Source organism: Paenibacillus sp. NN59, from assembly GCF_057597225.1.
This window is the reverse complement of sequence record NZ_CP199678.1, coordinates 6,141,631-6,157,680: the sequence shown is the minus strand read 5'-3', so window position 1 is coordinate 6,157,680 and position 16,050 is coordinate 6,141,631. Positions and strand designations below refer to the sequence as shown.

At 51.7% G+C, this 16,050-nt stretch carries 10 protein-coding genes; 6 read left to right on the top strand and 4 right to left on the bottom strand.

Features of this window, described 5'->3' with window-relative positions; translation table 11 throughout:
* Positions 1 to 56 precede the first annotated feature (56 nt).
* The 3 genes from ACT89M_RS26785 (at position 57) to ACT89M_RS26775 (ending at position 6,558) form a co-directional block, all read left to right on the top strand.
* Entirely contained in the window at positions 57 to 2,507 is a 2,451-nt protein-coding gene (locus tag ACT89M_RS26785; RefSeq protein WP_487344924.1) for a tetratricopeptide repeat protein, read from the top strand.
* Positions 2,434 to 4,491: a tetratricopeptide repeat-containing glycosyltransferase family 2 protein gene (locus ACT89M_RS26780; RefSeq protein WP_341181344.1), complete on the top strand. Its 2,058-nt coding sequence runs from the start codon at positions 2,434 to 2,436 to the stop codon at positions 4,489 to 4,491. The genes ACT89M_RS26785 and ACT89M_RS26780 overlap by 74 nt, the downstream gene beginning before the upstream one ends.
* A gap of 78 nt (positions 4,492 to 4,569) precedes the next feature.
* A complete protein-coding gene (locus tag ACT89M_RS26775) occupies positions 4,570 to 6,558 on the top strand; it encodes a tetratricopeptide repeat-containing glycosyltransferase (protein WP_487344923.1) in 1,989 nt (662 codons plus the stop codon).
* A 484-nt stretch (positions 6,559 to 7,042) separates the two neighbouring features.
* Here the strand turns inward: ACT89M_RS26775 and ACT89M_RS26770 are convergent, their stop codons facing one another.
* From ACT89M_RS26770 to ACT89M_RS26755, 4 genes are read right to left on the bottom strand one after another with little or no spacing between them, the layout of a single operon-like run.
* Positions 7,043 to 7,723 carry a class I SAM-dependent methyltransferase gene (locus ACT89M_RS26770; protein ID WP_090921668.1) on the bottom strand — a complete coding sequence of 227 codons (681 nt, stop codon included), beginning with the start codon at positions 7,721 to 7,723 and terminating at the stop codon, positions 7,043 to 7,045.
* Positions 7,720 to 9,159 carry a glycosyltransferase family 4 protein gene (locus ACT89M_RS26765; RefSeq protein WP_261769306.1) on the bottom strand — a complete coding sequence of 480 codons (1,440 nt, stop codon included), beginning with the start codon at positions 9,157 to 9,159 and terminating at the stop codon, positions 7,720 to 7,722. The genes ACT89M_RS26770 and ACT89M_RS26765 overlap by 4 nt, the downstream gene beginning before the upstream one ends.
* Position 9,160: 1 nt before the next feature.
* Positions 9,161 to 10,087 (bottom strand): glycosyltransferase, encoded by a 927-nt coding sequence (locus tag ACT89M_RS26760; RefSeq protein WP_154890139.1) that lies wholly within the window; start codon positions 10,085 to 10,087, stop codon positions 9,161 to 9,163.
* The gene (locus ACT89M_RS26755) at positions 10,087 to 11,418 is read right to left on the bottom strand and encodes a hypothetical protein (protein WP_308722644.1); all 1,332 of its coding nucleotides are present in this window, start codon (positions 11,416 to 11,418) and stop codon (positions 10,087 to 10,089) included. Before ACT89M_RS26755 ends, ACT89M_RS26760 begins: the two co-directional genes overlap by 1 nt.
* Before the next feature lie 372 nt (positions 11,419 to 11,790).
* Between ACT89M_RS26755 and ACT89M_RS26750 the strand changes: the two genes are divergently transcribed.
* From ACT89M_RS26750 to cydD, 3 genes are read left to right on the top strand one after another with little or no spacing between them, the layout of a single operon-like run.
* A complete protein-coding gene (locus ACT89M_RS26750) occupies positions 11,791 to 13,206 on the top strand; it encodes a cytochrome ubiquinol oxidase subunit I (protein ID WP_487344922.1) in 1,416 nt (471 codons plus the stop codon).
* Positions 13,193 to 14,206, top strand: coding sequence for a cytochrome d ubiquinol oxidase subunit II (gene cydB, locus ACT89M_RS26745; RefSeq protein ID WP_487344921.1), 1,014 nt, complete (start codon positions 13,193 to 13,195; stop codon positions 14,204 to 14,206). Before ACT89M_RS26750 ends, cydB begins: the two co-directional genes overlap by 14 nt.
* Position 14,207: 1 nt before the next feature.
* Positions 14,208 to 16,049 carry a thiol reductant ABC exporter subunit CydD gene (gene cydD, locus ACT89M_RS26740; RefSeq protein ID WP_487344920.1) on the top strand — a complete coding sequence of 614 codons (1,842 nt, stop codon included), beginning with the start codon at positions 14,208 to 14,210 and terminating at the stop codon, positions 16,047 to 16,049.
* The last annotated feature ends 1 nt before the right edge of the window (position 16,050 follow it).

The following is a 16,050-nucleotide window of genomic DNA, read 5'->3' as shown; positions in this document are numbered from 1 at the left end:
ACATGGAGTTCACTTTAGTGGGCTTCATGTATTTTTTGTATTGGAGGTCACTGCGGATGCAGAACCGGTTACTCGGTATTCATATGATTGTGCAAAATGAAGAGCATCACCTGCCCCGCTGTCTGGACAGCTTGAAGCAAGCGGGTTCGGAATGGTTCATTACGGATACAGGTTCGTTCGATCAGACACCTGATATGGCCAGAACATATGGTGCGACAGTGCTACACGCCAGTTGGGAAGATGATTTTGCTAAAGCCCGAAATATTAGCCTGCCCCTGGCAACGACCGAATGGATTCTCTGTCTGGATGCCGATGAGTATGTCATCGAAGGTTTGGATCAATTGATGAATGTTTTGCCAAACGTCCATAAGAGCATCACCCGATTACGCATCACGATCGAAAATCAATACGGCGAAGGGATAGAGGACAAGATCCTGTCCCATCCGGTACGGTTGTTCCGTGCTCAGCACGGTTACCAGTACACAGGGCGCATTCATGAGCAGTTGTTTCGCCAAAATACGGACCATCAGAGCGATGCCATTACACCAAATAAGTCCATAAGTAAGAGCGATATACACTTAGATTCACTGGAAATAAGTACAGTAGATCATTCAGCAGCTGTTGAAGTAGAAATAGATGTAGAAGTCGAAGAAGAGCCGCTTGCTCCTTTGCGTCTGGGGCATGATGGTTATCTTGCTACCGTAATCGCCAAAGGGGATAAGAGCAAGCGTAATTTGCGCCTGATCGAGCGGGAGCTTGCCGATCATCCTGCAGATCCTTTTCACCTGTATAATCTGGGCGTAACACGCTGCCAGTTGGGTGATTTGGAACAGGCGGTGGAGGCATTTCGTGAGTCACTGAAACGGGCCAAATGGCAAGCTCCCTACCGCTCCACCCTTGTGAGAGATTTGGCCAAAGTGCTGGTAGAACTGGAGCGTTACGAAGAAGCACATCTGTTGCTTTCCGAAGAAACTCAACGTTACCCTGCATACGCTGATCTGCATTTGATATACGGTGAAGTGTTGGAGCGACAAGGCTTGCAGGAACGGGCTTATCGTGCCTATGCACGGGCGTGCAACTGTGCCTCCAGTCCAAATGATCACGGAAGGTCTGGCGGCGGTGAAGCCGTGGTCAAAGCTTTTTACGTGACAGAAGCAGGCTCTTGCAGTTACCGGGCATATACATCGATGGCTCGGCTGGCACAGCAACGGGGATTCGGGCAGGAAGCGGTTCGGCTATATGAGCTTGCCCTGGAGCATCTATCTACCTACAGACCGGCTTGGATGGGGCTGGCGGATGCACTGCAACAACAGGGAGTTTCGGACGAATCCATTGCAGATCGGTTGCTTCATCTAGCTCATCGATTACATCAGATCCATGTAACGACAGATCATGCAGATCAAATGAACCGGCCACATCCCTATTTGGGAAAGGAAACGGAGATTGTGCTGATGCATATGCTCTATGCCCTCGCTAATTGTGGAGCGTATAAACAAGCACTACTTCTTCTGGGTGGTGAGGCATCCCATATTCATATTCAAGTAGGTGATCAACTTCACTGGATGTTGTGTGCAGACCAAGTTACCGATGCATGGAATCTCGCTCAGAGTAGCTGGGGAGAAGCGGATAGAGAGGATCATAAACGGACCTCTTTCTCGTCTGTCATTACGTCAGGAGTGGAGGATGCTGCTGATATGAACCTTCAATCGGATGAGCGAAGTGATTGGGCGCTAGCGTGTTGGGCGAGTGGCAGGCGTTTGCCTGCATCTTTCTTCGCTAAAGTATCTCCTCTAGAGAGGGGAATGTGGAAGGTAGCGGACCGATTACTGTTTGAGTATAAGCCTGCAGCTCTATCAGCTAGTTCTTCTACCGCTCCTGTACCTGCTGTATCGGATGGGCAGCTTCTGCAATGGAGTGAACCTGTGCAAATGATCGCAAGGCAGTTAGTGGCTCGTGCGATTCAGAGCGGGCATTTGGTCATCGCACAGCAGTTGCATGAGCGACTGGTTCGTATCATGTCAGATCCTGAGAGGACAGAAACAGAAATTCGGCGGAATTATGCGGGTCTGTTGCACCAGCATGGATACACGATGATTGCCGCCGAGATGCTGATTCAGTGTATGACGGAAGGAGAACTGGATGCGGAAGGGCTGTTCTGTCTGGGCGAAACGCTGTACTCCAAAGGACATTTGGATCAAGCACTGTCGCTCTTGGAACAGGCACTGGAGCAAAAACCGGATTTCAGTAAAGCCCGTGCTGGAGCGGCTATCTGTTACTTGCAGATGGCCCTTGGTTTAATTCGTCAGGAACGGAATCGTTCTTCCGAGGTTAGAGTGCTTGCGGATCAGCAACTGGCTTTGGAACAACAGTTGCGAACAGCGGAGGGGATACCTTGGCGGACAGTATATCATGCAAAAGAAAGGAGGAATCATCATGCAGGCACATCAGCATCAGAGACAGCGGAGTCAGGCCGAGCGGATCTCTCTGTGCATGATCGTCAAGGATGAGGAAGAGATGTTGCCACGTTGCCTTGAAAGTGTGCGGGATGTGGTGGATGAGATCATTGTAGTAGATACTGGATCATCTGATCGCAGTGTGGCCATTGCGCGGGAGTATGGCGCGTCGGTGGTTGAGTTTGCGTGGTGCGATGATTTTGCCGCCGCGCGAAATGCTGGCCTGGAGCAGGCTTCCGGCGACTGGATTCTCTTTCTTGATGCGGACGAGGCGCTGGAAGCGACAGCTCGGGAGCAGATCAGGAGCTGGACGGAAGTCAGCGGATGCGACGGATTGTTTCTAAACATTCATAACTATACGGGTTCGGGCCAACAGGGCGCAACGGTCAATCCGGTGCTACGTTTGTTTCGCAGTCATCCTGAGCATCGGTTCAAAGGTCGCATCCATGAGCAGATTGCGGCGGCGATCTGTGAGCGAAATCCGGAGGCCGCGTTTCATATCACAGACATGGTGATTCACCATTACGGGTATCAGACAGTGGTTGTGGAACGCAAGGACAAGGTGAATCGCAACGTGCGTTTGCTACAACAGGCGGTGGAAGAAGAGCCAGATCAACCGTTCCATCACTATAACTTGGGCGTGGAGTATTTGCGTGTGGGTGAAGCGGAGAAGGCACTCGAATCGTTTGTTAAAGCTCGAAAGATGATTGATCCTGCAGTGACCAGTTATGCTCATCTGCTGCTGAAATACGAAGTCCGCTGTCTGGAGCATTTAGAGCGCTGGCAGGAGGCATTGGAATGTGTGGACGCGGCGCTGGAACTTTTTCCAGAATACACAGACCTGATGCATCATCGGGCGATATGTGCGGATGCTGTGGGGGATACGGATGCTGCTGAGATGTGGCTTCGTAAAGCCGTTCAGCAAGGGCCACCGCCAGCGATTTTTCACACAGAGGAAGGCATGGGCACATACCAGACATGGTACACGCTGGGCCGCTTGCTGGAAGGAAAGGCCGATCTTGAGGGAGCGGTCGATGCTTATGTGGAAACGGTGCGGGCAAAATCCAGCTTGGTACCGCCACTGTATCGCCTATTTCGAATCATGCGGGTATCCGGGCAGGAGGGGCAGATTCCAGCGGTGATGGAGTCGCGTTTTGCCATGAGCTCGGAGGAAGCTTTATCTAAAGTACTAGGTATTCTGGAACAGTGCCATTGTTACGATGCGGCGCTTGAACTGCTCGGGGAGTTACCGTCTGCTTCTTCCGGCGAGCAACGGGAGAAACGTTCTATAGCTGAGGCTGTTCTGCATGTACAGCGAGGGGACTGGAGTAGCGCGCGTTTGAAACTCGAAACGGTGAAGCGGAAAAAGGGCTCATTTGCACCTATGGCTGCCCGTTGGCTTGAACGTTTGCAATGGCTGAGTGGGAAAGAGGGGCAGGAAATGAAATTCCAGGATGCCTTCACCCGTTGGCTGATGAACGGCTCACAGGTAGGCGAGGGCAGGGAGAGTGCATCTGAGGAAGAGTCAGGGTCTACAGGATGGGGAAAGCTCGCAGTAGAGATGGGGAACAGATCGAACTTGGAGAATGCAGCTACACTTGAGGGTGTGGCGGACGCAGACCATGCAGAGTTGTACGACGGATGGCAAGCTCTCGGGCTGATGCTGGAAGGCTGTGTTCAGTCTGGAAGATGGCAGGCGCTGCATGGATTGATTCAACGGGGGAGGCAACTGCTGGATGAGGTGCATGATGCAACTGAAAAAAGACTGGCGAAGGAGAGAAGTCAGGGAGAACAAGTTGAACGGGAGATAATCGATGCCGAAAAGTTGATTCGAGAACCGTTTACAGGAGCTTCGGATACGCTTAGCGGAACGAGCTGGCTAGTTAAAGGACTAATTCGTGCAGCAGATCACCATCTGGCGCAACTGACATCTGATAAGGAACAGGTGGAGCCTGGGAAAAGGCAGCGTCTTGCACACTGGCCTGTCATTCAGCATATTCGGCTGGAGTTGCCTGGAGCAGACGGATTCGAGGGCTAAGTCGGAAGAGCGGCGGACAATACATGGAAGGCGAAGGATATTCAGGGAGAGTTTTGACGGAAGGAGGGCAGGGTACGGGTGAAGGAAGGTATTAGCTTATGTATGATCGTGAGGGATGAAAGCGAGTTTCTGGAACGTTGTCTGGCTTCAGTACGTGAAATCATAGACGAGATCATTATCGTGGATACAGGTTCAGCGGATGATTCCGTAGCTATTGCTCAGCGATATGATGCAACCATCATTAGTGCAGAGTGGAACGGAGACTTTAGCCAGGCGCGTAATCTTTCACTTGCTGCCGCAAGTTTTACATGGATTCTGGTGCTGGATGCCGATGAAATGTGGATGCATACGTTATGGACAAAGTCAGAGCTAATGGAATGGCTCGAAGCGGGGAGTGAAGAGAGCTGGGGGTATTGGGTTAAGGTGACGAGTCTGCTGGGTAACTCAGGCGAAGAACGTGTAACGGACGAGGTGTGCCGTTTATTTCGAAATGACCCCCGAATTGCTTTTCATGGGAGAATCCATGAGGAAGTCGCTTCTTCTATTCTTGCGTTGATGCCGCAAGGGATTCGTCATTCGGACATCGAGGTTGTTCATTACGGTTATTTAGATAAAGTGATTGCTACTAAACGAAAAGATGTGCGTAACATGAGATTGATTCGGCTGGCTCTTCAACAGACACCAGATCAGCAGGAACTGCTCTATGCGCTGGCTGCAGAGTGGTTTCAGCAAGCGAAGTATGATGAAGCAATTCGATTACTGCTGCCGCTGCTGGCAAAGCTTGATCCGACGTGTGGATATCATTCGGATGTGGTACTAAAAACAGCATATACGTGGAGAGAGTTGGGGCAGATTGAGCTGGCGCTCTCTGTGGTGGAGAACTGGGTAACGGTATATGATGATTTCCCGGACCTGCTTGAACTTGCCGCTGTGTTGGAACTGGATCAGAACCGTGCAGATCGTGCATTAGAATGGTTAAAGCAGGCGAAATCCGCCGCATCGACAGCAGGGAGATATACCTCGGTGTCCGGTGCCGGAAGCTACCGTAGCCTAACGTTGGAAGGCATGGCACATGAACAGGATGGCCGCTGGGCAGAAGCGGAAGCGTCCTATACGGAAGCGCTGTGCATACAGCCCGGCAACGGGGTAGCATGGCAGCGAATGTTGCTCCTTGGGGCAGCCACGGGACGGCCGCAGGCCATTGCTGGCGTAGCCGAGTGGGGGAGCTTGCCGCTAGCGTCGTGGCAAGCACTGGTCTCTGTTGCGCTGGCGGCGCATCGGCCGGAATGGCTGTTGCGCCATGCATGGACGCTGGGCCCGGTGCAGCGCGAGCAGCCACTTGCCGAGGGGCTGGCGCTGGCCCAGATCGGCGAGGATGCAGCCGCGAGGGCGGCACTGCGGCTGTGGGCAACGCATGCGCAGCATGGGCCCGAGGCTGCGCTGGCACTGTGGGCGCTGGGCCACAAGCAGCGTGAGCGCGGCGTGCCCGGGCGTGCGGCGGCAACGCGCCAGCGTGTAGCCGTGCCGGAGGTGGCGCGTGCGGCCGAGGCGCTGCTGCAAGGCGAGGGCGCAGCAACGTGCGGCGCTTACGCGAGCAGCATGGCGCTACCCGCACAGGCGCTCGCCGCCGTGGGCGCCTGGCCCGCATGGCTGCACCTGCTGCAGGCCCTGCCGCCAGCCGCCTCGCTGGCGCTGCTTGCAGCGCTCCCGCCTGCGGCCCGCTGCGGGCTGCTGTGCGCGCCCGCTTGCGTCCGCGCAGGGCTGCTTGCGCTATGCGGCATGCCTAGCGGCGCGCAGCAGCCCTGCGCGGACGAAGTGCCCGCCCCGGCGCTCGCAGCGCATGCGCTCCTGGCGGGCACGCTCGCGCTGCTCGCCAGGCGGCAGAGCCTGGCGCGTGATTGGGCCGATTGCGCGGCCCGGATCACGGCACGGCCTGCTGCCGCCCAAGGCCGCCCGGCGAAGACCCCGCCGCCGGGCCTACAGACCCTGCTGCGCCTGACGGCCTCTGGCGCAGCCCATGCCCCAACCTTCCAGCAGCAGTGCAACATGCTGCTGGTATACCTGTAATCCGGCGTACCCATAGCGCCGGATGTCCCCGGGATGCCCGACTTCACAGCACAACAAAAAAGCCGGGGGCATCCCGGCACACACTGCATTTACCACAAGTTTGGCCTGCTGGTTCAGACGGATAAACATATAACTATGCAATTCGTTATGCAATCCGTAACACTACCGTTTCCTCATATTACGTTTGGATACCCGATCGTTTTCTTATCAAAAGCCTCTATGAGAGTGCTTATTTAGATGCTATATAAGTTGAACTATTCTTTTACACAATAACGAGAGGACAGAAAAAACCTGGAAAAGCGAAGCGCTCGCCTAAAAGCTTTCTGTAAGAAAGCTACATCGGAAGCATATGCTTATCCCCAGGTTCTTCTGTCATCGGAGTGGACTATGTAAAATCTTTAGTTCAAATTATATAGATCGGATGAAGTACTGTATAACGTGTGTAAAGATAGGTGTATTAAAATGTTGTGCCTCACTAACGACACTATCCCTTTCCCGTCTTGCATATGACAGCCCTGAAACAGCGGATGGGCGCGCCGTACATCTCCGAGGAGATGGCGTCCGTAGGCTCTTCCACAGTTAACTTATCTTCAATCATCAGCCCTGTGACAGCCATGATCGTTTCCAGCAAATCCGGTCGCATCTCGGGCACATCAAAAGTGGCGATTAACTGTCCGCGTGGTTTCAACACCCGAGCGAATTCGCGAAAAGCCCGCAACATCGTGCCCGTGTCCAGATGCTCCAGAACAGAGATGCAGAATACGCGGTCAAACTGCTCGGGACGATATGGAAGCTGAGCCAGATTGGCCTGAGCGCGGTGAAGCCGGGTGAGGTAATGTTCGGGCAGATGGAGAGCCGCCTGTTCGCCAAAATCAGCCGCAATATCTAGACGAATCGCCTCTTCCGACAAGATGCGTTCATCCCAATCACATGCGTGAACTTCGCGGCAATGTTCCGTGAGCCAAAACTTGAACGGGTGCGAAATACCGCAGGCTGCATCCAGCACTACGTCGCTTGAACGCGCGAATTGCCTTGCCCATTCATACTCATAAGGACGGCTCCACCATGCGGGATGAAGCGGAAAAACGAGCGTGTCTGTCTTCGGATCGCTTTGCCGGATGTACCTTGATTCCATCATTGCCGTGGTGTCGGGTGTGTCCATCATGTTTGAATCGCCTCCTTCAATCCTGTTTCAGCTAAAAAAGATTCCAGTACCCTGCTCCACCGGCTGCGCCATATGGACAGATCATAAGACAGCGCCGTTTCGCGCGCATAGATCCCCAGCCGCTCCCGCTCGGAGCGATCTTGAACGAGCCTGATGAGCGCGGCAGTCAGTGCCTGCTCACCCGGAGGTACGAGCAATCCGTTGAACCCATCCTGAATGAGATCATTGAGTCCGCCGACATTGGAAGCGATCACCGGAAGACCGCAGCTCATCGCTTCCAGGCATGCGTAGGAGGTTCCCTCCGAGAATAGGGTAGGAATGACAACGATATCTGCCTGATGGTAAGCGTCACGAATATCTTTGAAATCGTACGTATGTTGGTAGATGCGGGCTGTATGCGGATGTGTACGCTGCCAATAGCGAAAGGCTCTGCCCACCGTACTGCCTTCGACCAGTTCTCCGGCAAATTCAACCTCCACATCTGGAAAAGCCCCGAGCAGCTTATCTGCCGCCAGCATCATAGGAATAATACCGCGCTCGCTACTGATGCGGCGTGGATATAGAATGCGGATTGGACGTGGGACTGGTACATCCACAGCGTTGTTCGTATGACCCTGACCTTGATGAGGAGTGATTTCCGCAAACCCGTTTTCGAAAGAAACAGCATCAGCGCCGGAGTCTTCACTTTGCTCTCGCTTAAAATTCTTCGTTCTGGCTTTTTCTCCTGAACTGCGATATAACTCTGAATCATTAAGGCCTGCTGTATGATGATCTGCTGCATCCTCTTTGTATTCCTGAACAAGGGTGTCTTCATGTTCAGCCTGAAGTGCGGTGTCTCTTTTCCATGCCGTCATCCATTCCTCTTCATGCTGCGGTGTGAGCATCCTGCTTGGCGGAGCCGGGATGAAATAAGAGGTGTCCACTGCGTTGGGAATCAGCACAATTTGTTCTGAATCGGTATACATACAAGCTGCCCTGCAGAAAGTCTGGAAATGAGAGTCTACCGAAACGATGCGAACCAGTCCGTCCAGCGAGAGCTGAATGTGATCGGCAACCTGGCGTTTCGTCTCAAGCGGCAGACGGGGGCGATCCCAATTAATGCCATGGCATATTCCGAGACTGCCAGGTTTATAGGTGATGGGTTGCCACAGGCAACTGGCATAGATGATTGGACCGCGAGCGGCTGCGGCCATCCGGTCAAAAGCTTCCGGTACATTTTCCATGTCGTAATCGTAACCATAGACGTCGATCTGTTCGGTTCGGGTCTGGAATGCTTCGAAATAGGACAGCTGGTGTACCTCGGGAATATGTCCGAGTCCGCGGATGACACTGCATAGATCGAGAATATAACGTTCCAGCCCGCCGCCAAATACCCGGCCAAACTCCCGGTTGTAACCATCGGTGAAACTATGGGTCAGTATGCTGACCACACCCATATTACGACTCCTCCTTCCAAGGGAGCAGGCGCGGTTCAGGGTCCAGAATGGACTCATACTGCGCTGGGTTGCCCCATTCCCCATGCGGATCAATACGTTTGTAACGTAAATATTTGCGTACCCGATCCTCCAAACTTCCAGCCCAGCCGAGATGCTGAACTTTCAGTTCAGTGCATACCCCTGGTAACACGGTGCAGGACGCGGGAAGACGAGGAACATGGTGATTCTGTTGCGGGTAAAAGTAAGGATAGCCCGGCATATAACGGACAAGGGAGGCAGTGTGACGTTTGTGCATGGACCACAGCTCATCTTCCCGATAATGTGTTCGGCAACCCCACATATCGTAGAATCGGAAGGCAAACCAGTCTGCGTAGTCCTGATCAATGAGTTTGCGCATTGCCTTTTTGGTTTCAGCACTGTATAGTTCATCGGCATCTACCGAGAGAAGCCAGTCTGGATCTGTACTGACGGCAGCTTGCCATAACGTGTTGCGAAGGCGCCATTCTTCGGCAAACAGTGGCTTCTCTAACACATCAAGACGAACTACTTTTGGGAAAGCTCTGCATATTTCCGGTGTTCCATCTGTACTGGCATCATCCACAATGACGATTTCATCCACGAATTCACTCAGATTTTGCAACACTTCTTCCAGATACCGTCCTTGCTCATTACGTACCTGAAGCATGGCAGTCAGCTTGTTGTTTTTATTTTTGCGCACCCGACGTACGGGAGAGTTTTGTTCGTACGCGTCTACCTCTACATCACGGCTCGCGGAAGAATTCGTTTCCTCTTCGATCCGTGAGTTAATGATGCGATGAACTTGACTTGAGAAGTTTTGGCTTTGGGCTTCGGAACTCGAAGACGATTGAAGCGAATCATGCATAACGGGCCTACTTCCAGGGGTTCTGCGCTTCTTCGGGTCTATCATTAAGGCACCTCCCCAAGCAACTGTTGTACGGCTTGATCGAGCAGCTCCAGTTCCATAATCCGAGCTAAGGCCTCTTCATCCTCCACAGCTGTCTCCAGAAACAGCCTTACCGCACCGTGACGTTCCCCTCGAAGAGCCAGTGCCGTCCCGGATAGTTGTCGATATTGCAGAAGGCTGGTCGCATCCTGAATATCACTGGCATGAACGAGCGCGAGCGCATCCTCCACACACTCTGTTTCCTGATAGATACGGAACTTCCAATGCCTTGCCGTTTCCCCGCCAAGCTCATCCAGAACGCGCAGAGCACTGCCGTAATCATCATTGATGCGCAGCAGTTCCGCTCGAACCAACTGTTCCTCTCCGGCTTCAAGCCAGCGGCACAATTGCTCATAATGATGACGTTCCTGCTCGTTATTTGCACTGATGCCAAACACCTGTAGAGCTTCTTCAATCTGACCTGATCTCGCATAGATGGCGGAGAGGAACCGGTAATGAGACACCACACAATCCTGCCTTCCGTTGATGACAGCATGAGTGAATGCTTCCTTGAGTGAGGCGGCGGCACGTGAATCTTCCAGTAAATACTCATATGCGGACAGAAGAAACGAGATGGTTTCATGAGCACCTGTTTTGGCTCGGAGCTGTCTGTAGTAGTCAGCTCGCAAACGACATTGAAGCGTGGTAACGCGGTCTGGTTTACCAGTCAGTACCTGCTGAAGTGCATGCATAAAAAATATCTCATAATCGCGCAGTGGAATACGTGTACCGTCATAATGGATGTAACCGGCTGGTGAAGTGTCTTCTCCCCCTAGCCAGATGGCACGGGTACCTTGAAAGAGCAGCTTCATATACCGGGTTTCCGAGGATGTGGCCACTAGATCGGCAATGCCGACAAGTCTGGAGATATTGCTCTCCCAGAGTGGAGATGCGGCTTCATCTCCTACGGGTTCAGGCAGTAGTGCAATACATAATTCAGGTTGTAGTGAAGCTACAGCTATAAGCCAGTATGGGTGTGTGACGATTGCAACTGTATGTGGTTCCTGTAATCGGTTCTCCGCCTCCGAAAGAGAGATCACCTGAATGGACTTTGGTAATCCCTCTTCCTCAGCCGTACGGCTACTGACATATAAGATCGTGCCTTCTTGAGCTGCAAATAAAGCAACGATGTCCGGGTAGGGGAAGGATAACCAGCCTCCTTTTCGCGGGAAAATCACATATTGAACGGCAAGATCTGTGGACACAGACAGGTCCATTGTTGCCTGTTTTATATCCTCTTCCTGCCTCTGTTTTGGCTTTGGATCCGCATCTGTTAACGGTTCAGCATGTTCCATTTGTAACTCACCACACCTTGATAAGGGATTTTTGGTATGTAAAAAGCCGCTGTAGCACTTCACATATCTCCGTCTGACACTAACATATGGGCATTTGTCTCCAAACATGAACAACTTCCATGAATACGTGCATCAGTCAAGACCAATCAGGCAACGAACAAGCTTAATAAATAGGCTTAATTTTATCTATTGTGTGACCGAGGTCACTTTTTTTACGTAAGAGGGACGAGTTAGTGATAATTATCACATGTGAAAATTAGGTAATCTGGCACAATACGTTCATCAACGTATTTGGAGGACAGACAGCGAAGAAGCCCGCTTCAAAGCCATTTACGTATCTTGCTAAAGCGAACAGAAAGAAGGGGTAAAGGTATGGATCCGATTATGCTATCGCGTATCCAGTATGCACTTACAACGATTTTCCACTTTTTCTTCGTACCGCTATCCATTGGCCTCGTGCTGCTGGTAGCGATTATGGAGACGTTGTATGTTGCGAAGGGAAAAGAGATTTACAAAACGATGGCCAAGTTCTGGGGCAAGTTGTTCCTGATTAACTTTGCCGTCGGTGTGGTCACCGGTATTTTGCAAGAGTTCCAGTTCGGTATGAACTGGTCGGAGTATTCCCGCTTTGTTGGTGATGTCTTCGGTGCGCCGCTGGCGATCGAGGCTTTGCTGGCATTTTTTATGGAGTCCACATTTATCGGTTTATGGATATTCGGCTGGGATCGTTTGTCCAAAAAAGTACATCTGGCCTGTATCTGGCTTGTATTTGTCGGTACATTCCTGTCAGCGGTGTGGATTCTGGCAGCGAACTCGTTTATGCAACATCCCGTTGGATTCGCCATCAATAATGGCCGGGCGGAGATGAATGACTTCTTTGCACTCATTACAAATGGGCAGTTTCTCGTTGAATTCCCGCATACGATTTTTGGTGCGTTAATGACGGGAGCCTTTGTCGTGACGGGCATTAGTGCTTATAAGTTAATGAAAAAGAAGGATGCCGAAGTATTCCGCAGATCCTTTAACATCGCGGTTATTATCGGTCTTGTCTCCTCGCTGGGCGTGGCCTTCTCAGGGCACTTCCAGGCTCAATATCTGGTGGAAACACAGCCGATGAAGATGGCTGCAAGTGAAGGTACATGGACAACAACCGAAGACCCGGCACCGTGGACGGTTATTGCCTCCATCGACCCGGATAAACAGGAGAACTCCGGTGAGATCAAAATCCCTGGATTACTCAGTTATCTCTCCTATAGTAAATTCTCGGGTAGTGTCAAAGGCATGAAAGAACTGAATGCCGAGTACCAGCAAACGTATGGACCCGGAGATTACATTCCACCAGTGCGAACCACATTCTGGAGCTTCCGTGTCATGATTGCTGCAGGTGGCTTGATGATTCTGCTTGCGATGTATGGTACATATCTGGCTTGGCGCAAGAAGCTGGAAGTGGCAAAACCCTGGTTTATGCGTCTGATGGTCTTTGCGATCTCCCTGCCGTTTATTGCGAATTCAGCAGGATGGATTATGACTGAAGTCGGAAGACAGCCATGGACGGTGTTCGGGTATATGACGACCGAAGCAGGTGTGTCACCTAATGTTTCCGCAGGAATGATTTTGTTCTCCACGATTGCCTTTACTGCGGCGTATACGGTTCTTGGCATCGTGATGGTGTATCTGTTTGTACGCAAAATCAAAGCAGGTCCATATGCCGTCGATAAGTCAGACGAGCATGATGAGCCGGCTGATCCGTTTGGCGTAGATGGGGGGTATTCCGTTGTTACTAAGTGAGCTGTGGTTCGTGCTGATTGCCGTATTGTTTATCGGATTTTTCTTTCTTGAAGGATTCGACTTCGGGGTAGGGATGTCTACGGGTCTGATTGCCAAAACAGATCGTGAACGTCGTACATTAATCAATTCGATTGGTCCGTTCTGGGATGGAAACGAGGTCTGGTTGCTGACCGCAGGCGGTGCCATGTTTGCGGCTTTCCCGCACTGGTATGCAACACTGTTCAGCGGATTCTATCTGCCACTGGTGGTTGTGTTGCTGTTGTTGATTGGACGCGGCGTCGCCTTTGAGTTCCGCAGTAAAATGAAACAGCAGCGCTGGCGTAAAACATGGGACATTATTATCGTAGTGGCAAGTACCTTACTGCCATTCCTGTTTGGGGTTGTTTTTGCAACGTTGATGAAAGGTCTGCCCATTGATGAGAACATGCAGATGCATGCCGGTTTCCTGGATATTGTGAATCCGTACACCGTTGTGGGTGGCTTGAGTGTAACGTTATTGTGTCTGGTTCACGGGCTGTTATTTGTTTCCTTGCGTACCGTAGGTGAATTGAGAGAACGGGCACTTCAACTGGCGAAAAAGGTAATGATGCCGCTGGTTGCAGTGCTTGCGATATACGCATTATTGACCTATCTGATGACCGATGTGTTTGCTGTTCGTGGCTGGGCGCTCTGGATTATGGTTCTGCTTGGTGCCACGGCACTGGCTCTTGCGGCTTACTTCATTCGTCAGCAACGAGAAGGTTGGGCTTTCGGGATGACAGGTGCGGTTATTGCCATTGCTTTTGCCTCCGTATTTATCGGATTGTTCCCACGAGTTATGGTGAGTTCCATCAATTCGGCATTTGATCTGACCGTATATAACGCAGCATCGGGACCTTACTCATTAAAAGTGATGACTATTGTTGCGTGCACCTTGTTACCGTTTGTACTTGGATATCAGATCTGGAGTTATTATATTTTCCGCAAACGTCTGAACGAACAGCATCACCTGGAGTACTGACATGGGACGCGGGCTTATGAAGCTGCCGGGCATCCGGCCGGTACTCGCACTGGCATCTGCGCTGGTGCTGTTGCAGGCGATGACGATTATTATGCAAGCCAAATGGCTGGCACAGGCCATTACGGCGTTGTTCGAAGGTGCCACGGTTTCGTCACAGTATCCGGTGCTGCTGCTGTTTCTGGCTGCTTTTTCCGCCCGCTATGCCTTGTCATTCTGGTTACAGCTTGTCACTACACGGTATGCGGAGAGAACCGGAACCGATCTGCGTAAACAGATGACGGAACAATGGTTTAGACTCGGGCCACGTTATGCCAAGACAGAAGGTACGGGACATCTGGTGACACTGGCACGTGAAGGGGTTTCCCAATATAAAACGTATCTGGAGCTGTTTATCCCGCGTATGCTGGGCATGGGGTTTATACCTGTTGTCCTTCTGCTTTATGTATTCAAACTGGATACGATGTCCGGTGTGATATTAATGCTGACGCTACCGATTCTGATCGTATTTATGATCCTCATTGGTCTGGCGACTCAGCGTAAGATCGATGGACAATTCAAGTCCTACAAAGCGCTGGCGAATCATTTTGTGGATACACTGCGTGGACTGGAAACGTTGAAAACGCTGGGGCAAAGCAAAACACACGAAGGCTCCATCATGCAAGTAAGCCAGCGATACCGAAAAGCAACGATGTCCACACTACGTATGGCCTTTCTGTCCTCATTTGCACTGGATTTCTTCACCATGTTGTCGGTTGCGTCCGTTGCAGTAGGTCTCGGACTTCGGCTTACGGAAGGACATATGTCACTGTTTCCTGCTCTAACGGTATTAATTCTAGCACCTGAATATTTCCTGCCCGTACGCATGTTGGGTGCAGATTACCACGCGACTCTGGATGGCAAGGAAGCTGGCGAAGCGATTAATCAAGTGATTGAACGAGGCAAGGCCGCAGAACAACGTCAGACAGAGGTTTATGCAAGTGCATTGGATCAAGCTGAAGTGTTGGGTGAAAATGAAAATGCTTCTGTCTCCTCTTCACAGCTGCGAGTGGTCTTTAACCGGGATAAACATGGGATGCATAATGTGGCAACGGCATCCTCTTGGGGAGAGCATAGCCGATTAGCGCTGAAGGATATTCAGGTCCAGCATGAAGCAGAGGGGCCCTACTCCCTTCAGGATGTTACTTTCCAGCTGAAGGGTCTTGGGAAAATTGGAATCATTGGCGCTAGTGGAGCCGGAAAATCAACGCTCATCGATGTTCTCGCAGGTTTTCAGCTTCCAACAGCCGGACAAGTTCTGGTCAATGGCCAGCTTCTAAGTCTGGAACGGCTCAAGGTCTGGCGTAGCCAGACGGCGGCGATTCCGCAGCATCCGTATATTTTCAGTGGTACCATTGCGGATAATATTCGTTTTTACATGCCGGAGGCATCCGATGCGGAAGTAGCTCAAGCAGCACAGGTAGCGGGGCTGACAAAGCTATTGTCATCTCTGGCAAATGGGTTGCATGAACTGATTGGTGCAGGGGGCAGACAGCTCAGCGGCGGTCAGGAGCAACGTGTAGCGCTGGCAAGAGCTTTGCTGAGTGAACGCAGTGTGCTGTTGCTTGATGAACCTACGGCACATCTGGATGTGGAGACTGAGTATGAATTGAAGCAGACGATGCTGCCCTTGTTCGAAGGCAAACTTGTCTTTCTGGCAACGCATCGTCTGCACTGGATGCCGCATATGGATCGCATTATTGTCATGGATGGAGGTACGGTAGCGGAGACAGGCACACATCAGGAACTGCTTGCACGAAAAGGGGTATATTATCACATGATTGAAGCGCAGATGGAGGCGATATGAG

What these genes read in the sequence shown, in the direction of transcription:
- ACT89M_RS26785 (WP_487344924.1), top strand. Translation starts at nt 57, where the DNA reads ATGCAGAACCGGTTACTCGGTATTCATATGATTGTGCAAAATGAAGAG.
- ACT89M_RS26780 (WP_341181344.1), top strand. Translation starts at nt 2,434, where the DNA reads ATGCAGGCACATCAGCATCAGAGACAGCGGAGTCAGGCCGAGCGGATC.
- ACT89M_RS26770 (WP_090921668.1), bottom strand. Translation starts at nt 7,723, where the DNA reads ATGATGGACACACCCGACACCACGGCAATGATGGAATCAAGGTACATC.
- ACT89M_RS26765 (WP_261769306.1), bottom strand. Translation starts at nt 9,159, where the DNA reads ATGGGTGTGGTCAGCATACTGACCCATAGTTTCACCGATGGTTACAAC.
- ACT89M_RS26760 (WP_154890139.1), bottom strand. Translation starts at nt 10,087, where the DNA reads ATGATAGACCCGAAGAAGCGCAGAACCCCTGGAAGTAGGCCCGTTATG.
- ACT89M_RS26755 (WP_308722644.1), bottom strand. Translation starts at nt 11,418, where the DNA reads ATGGAACATGCTGAACCGTTAACAGATGCGGATCCAAAGCCAAAACAG.
- ACT89M_RS26750 (WP_487344922.1), top strand. Translation starts at nt 11,791, where the DNA reads ATGGATCCGATTATGCTATCGCGTATCCAGTATGCACTTACAACGATT.
- cydD (WP_487344920.1), top strand. Translation starts at nt 14,208, where the DNA reads ATGGGACGCGGGCTTATGAAGCTGCCGGGCATCCGGCCGGTACTCGCA.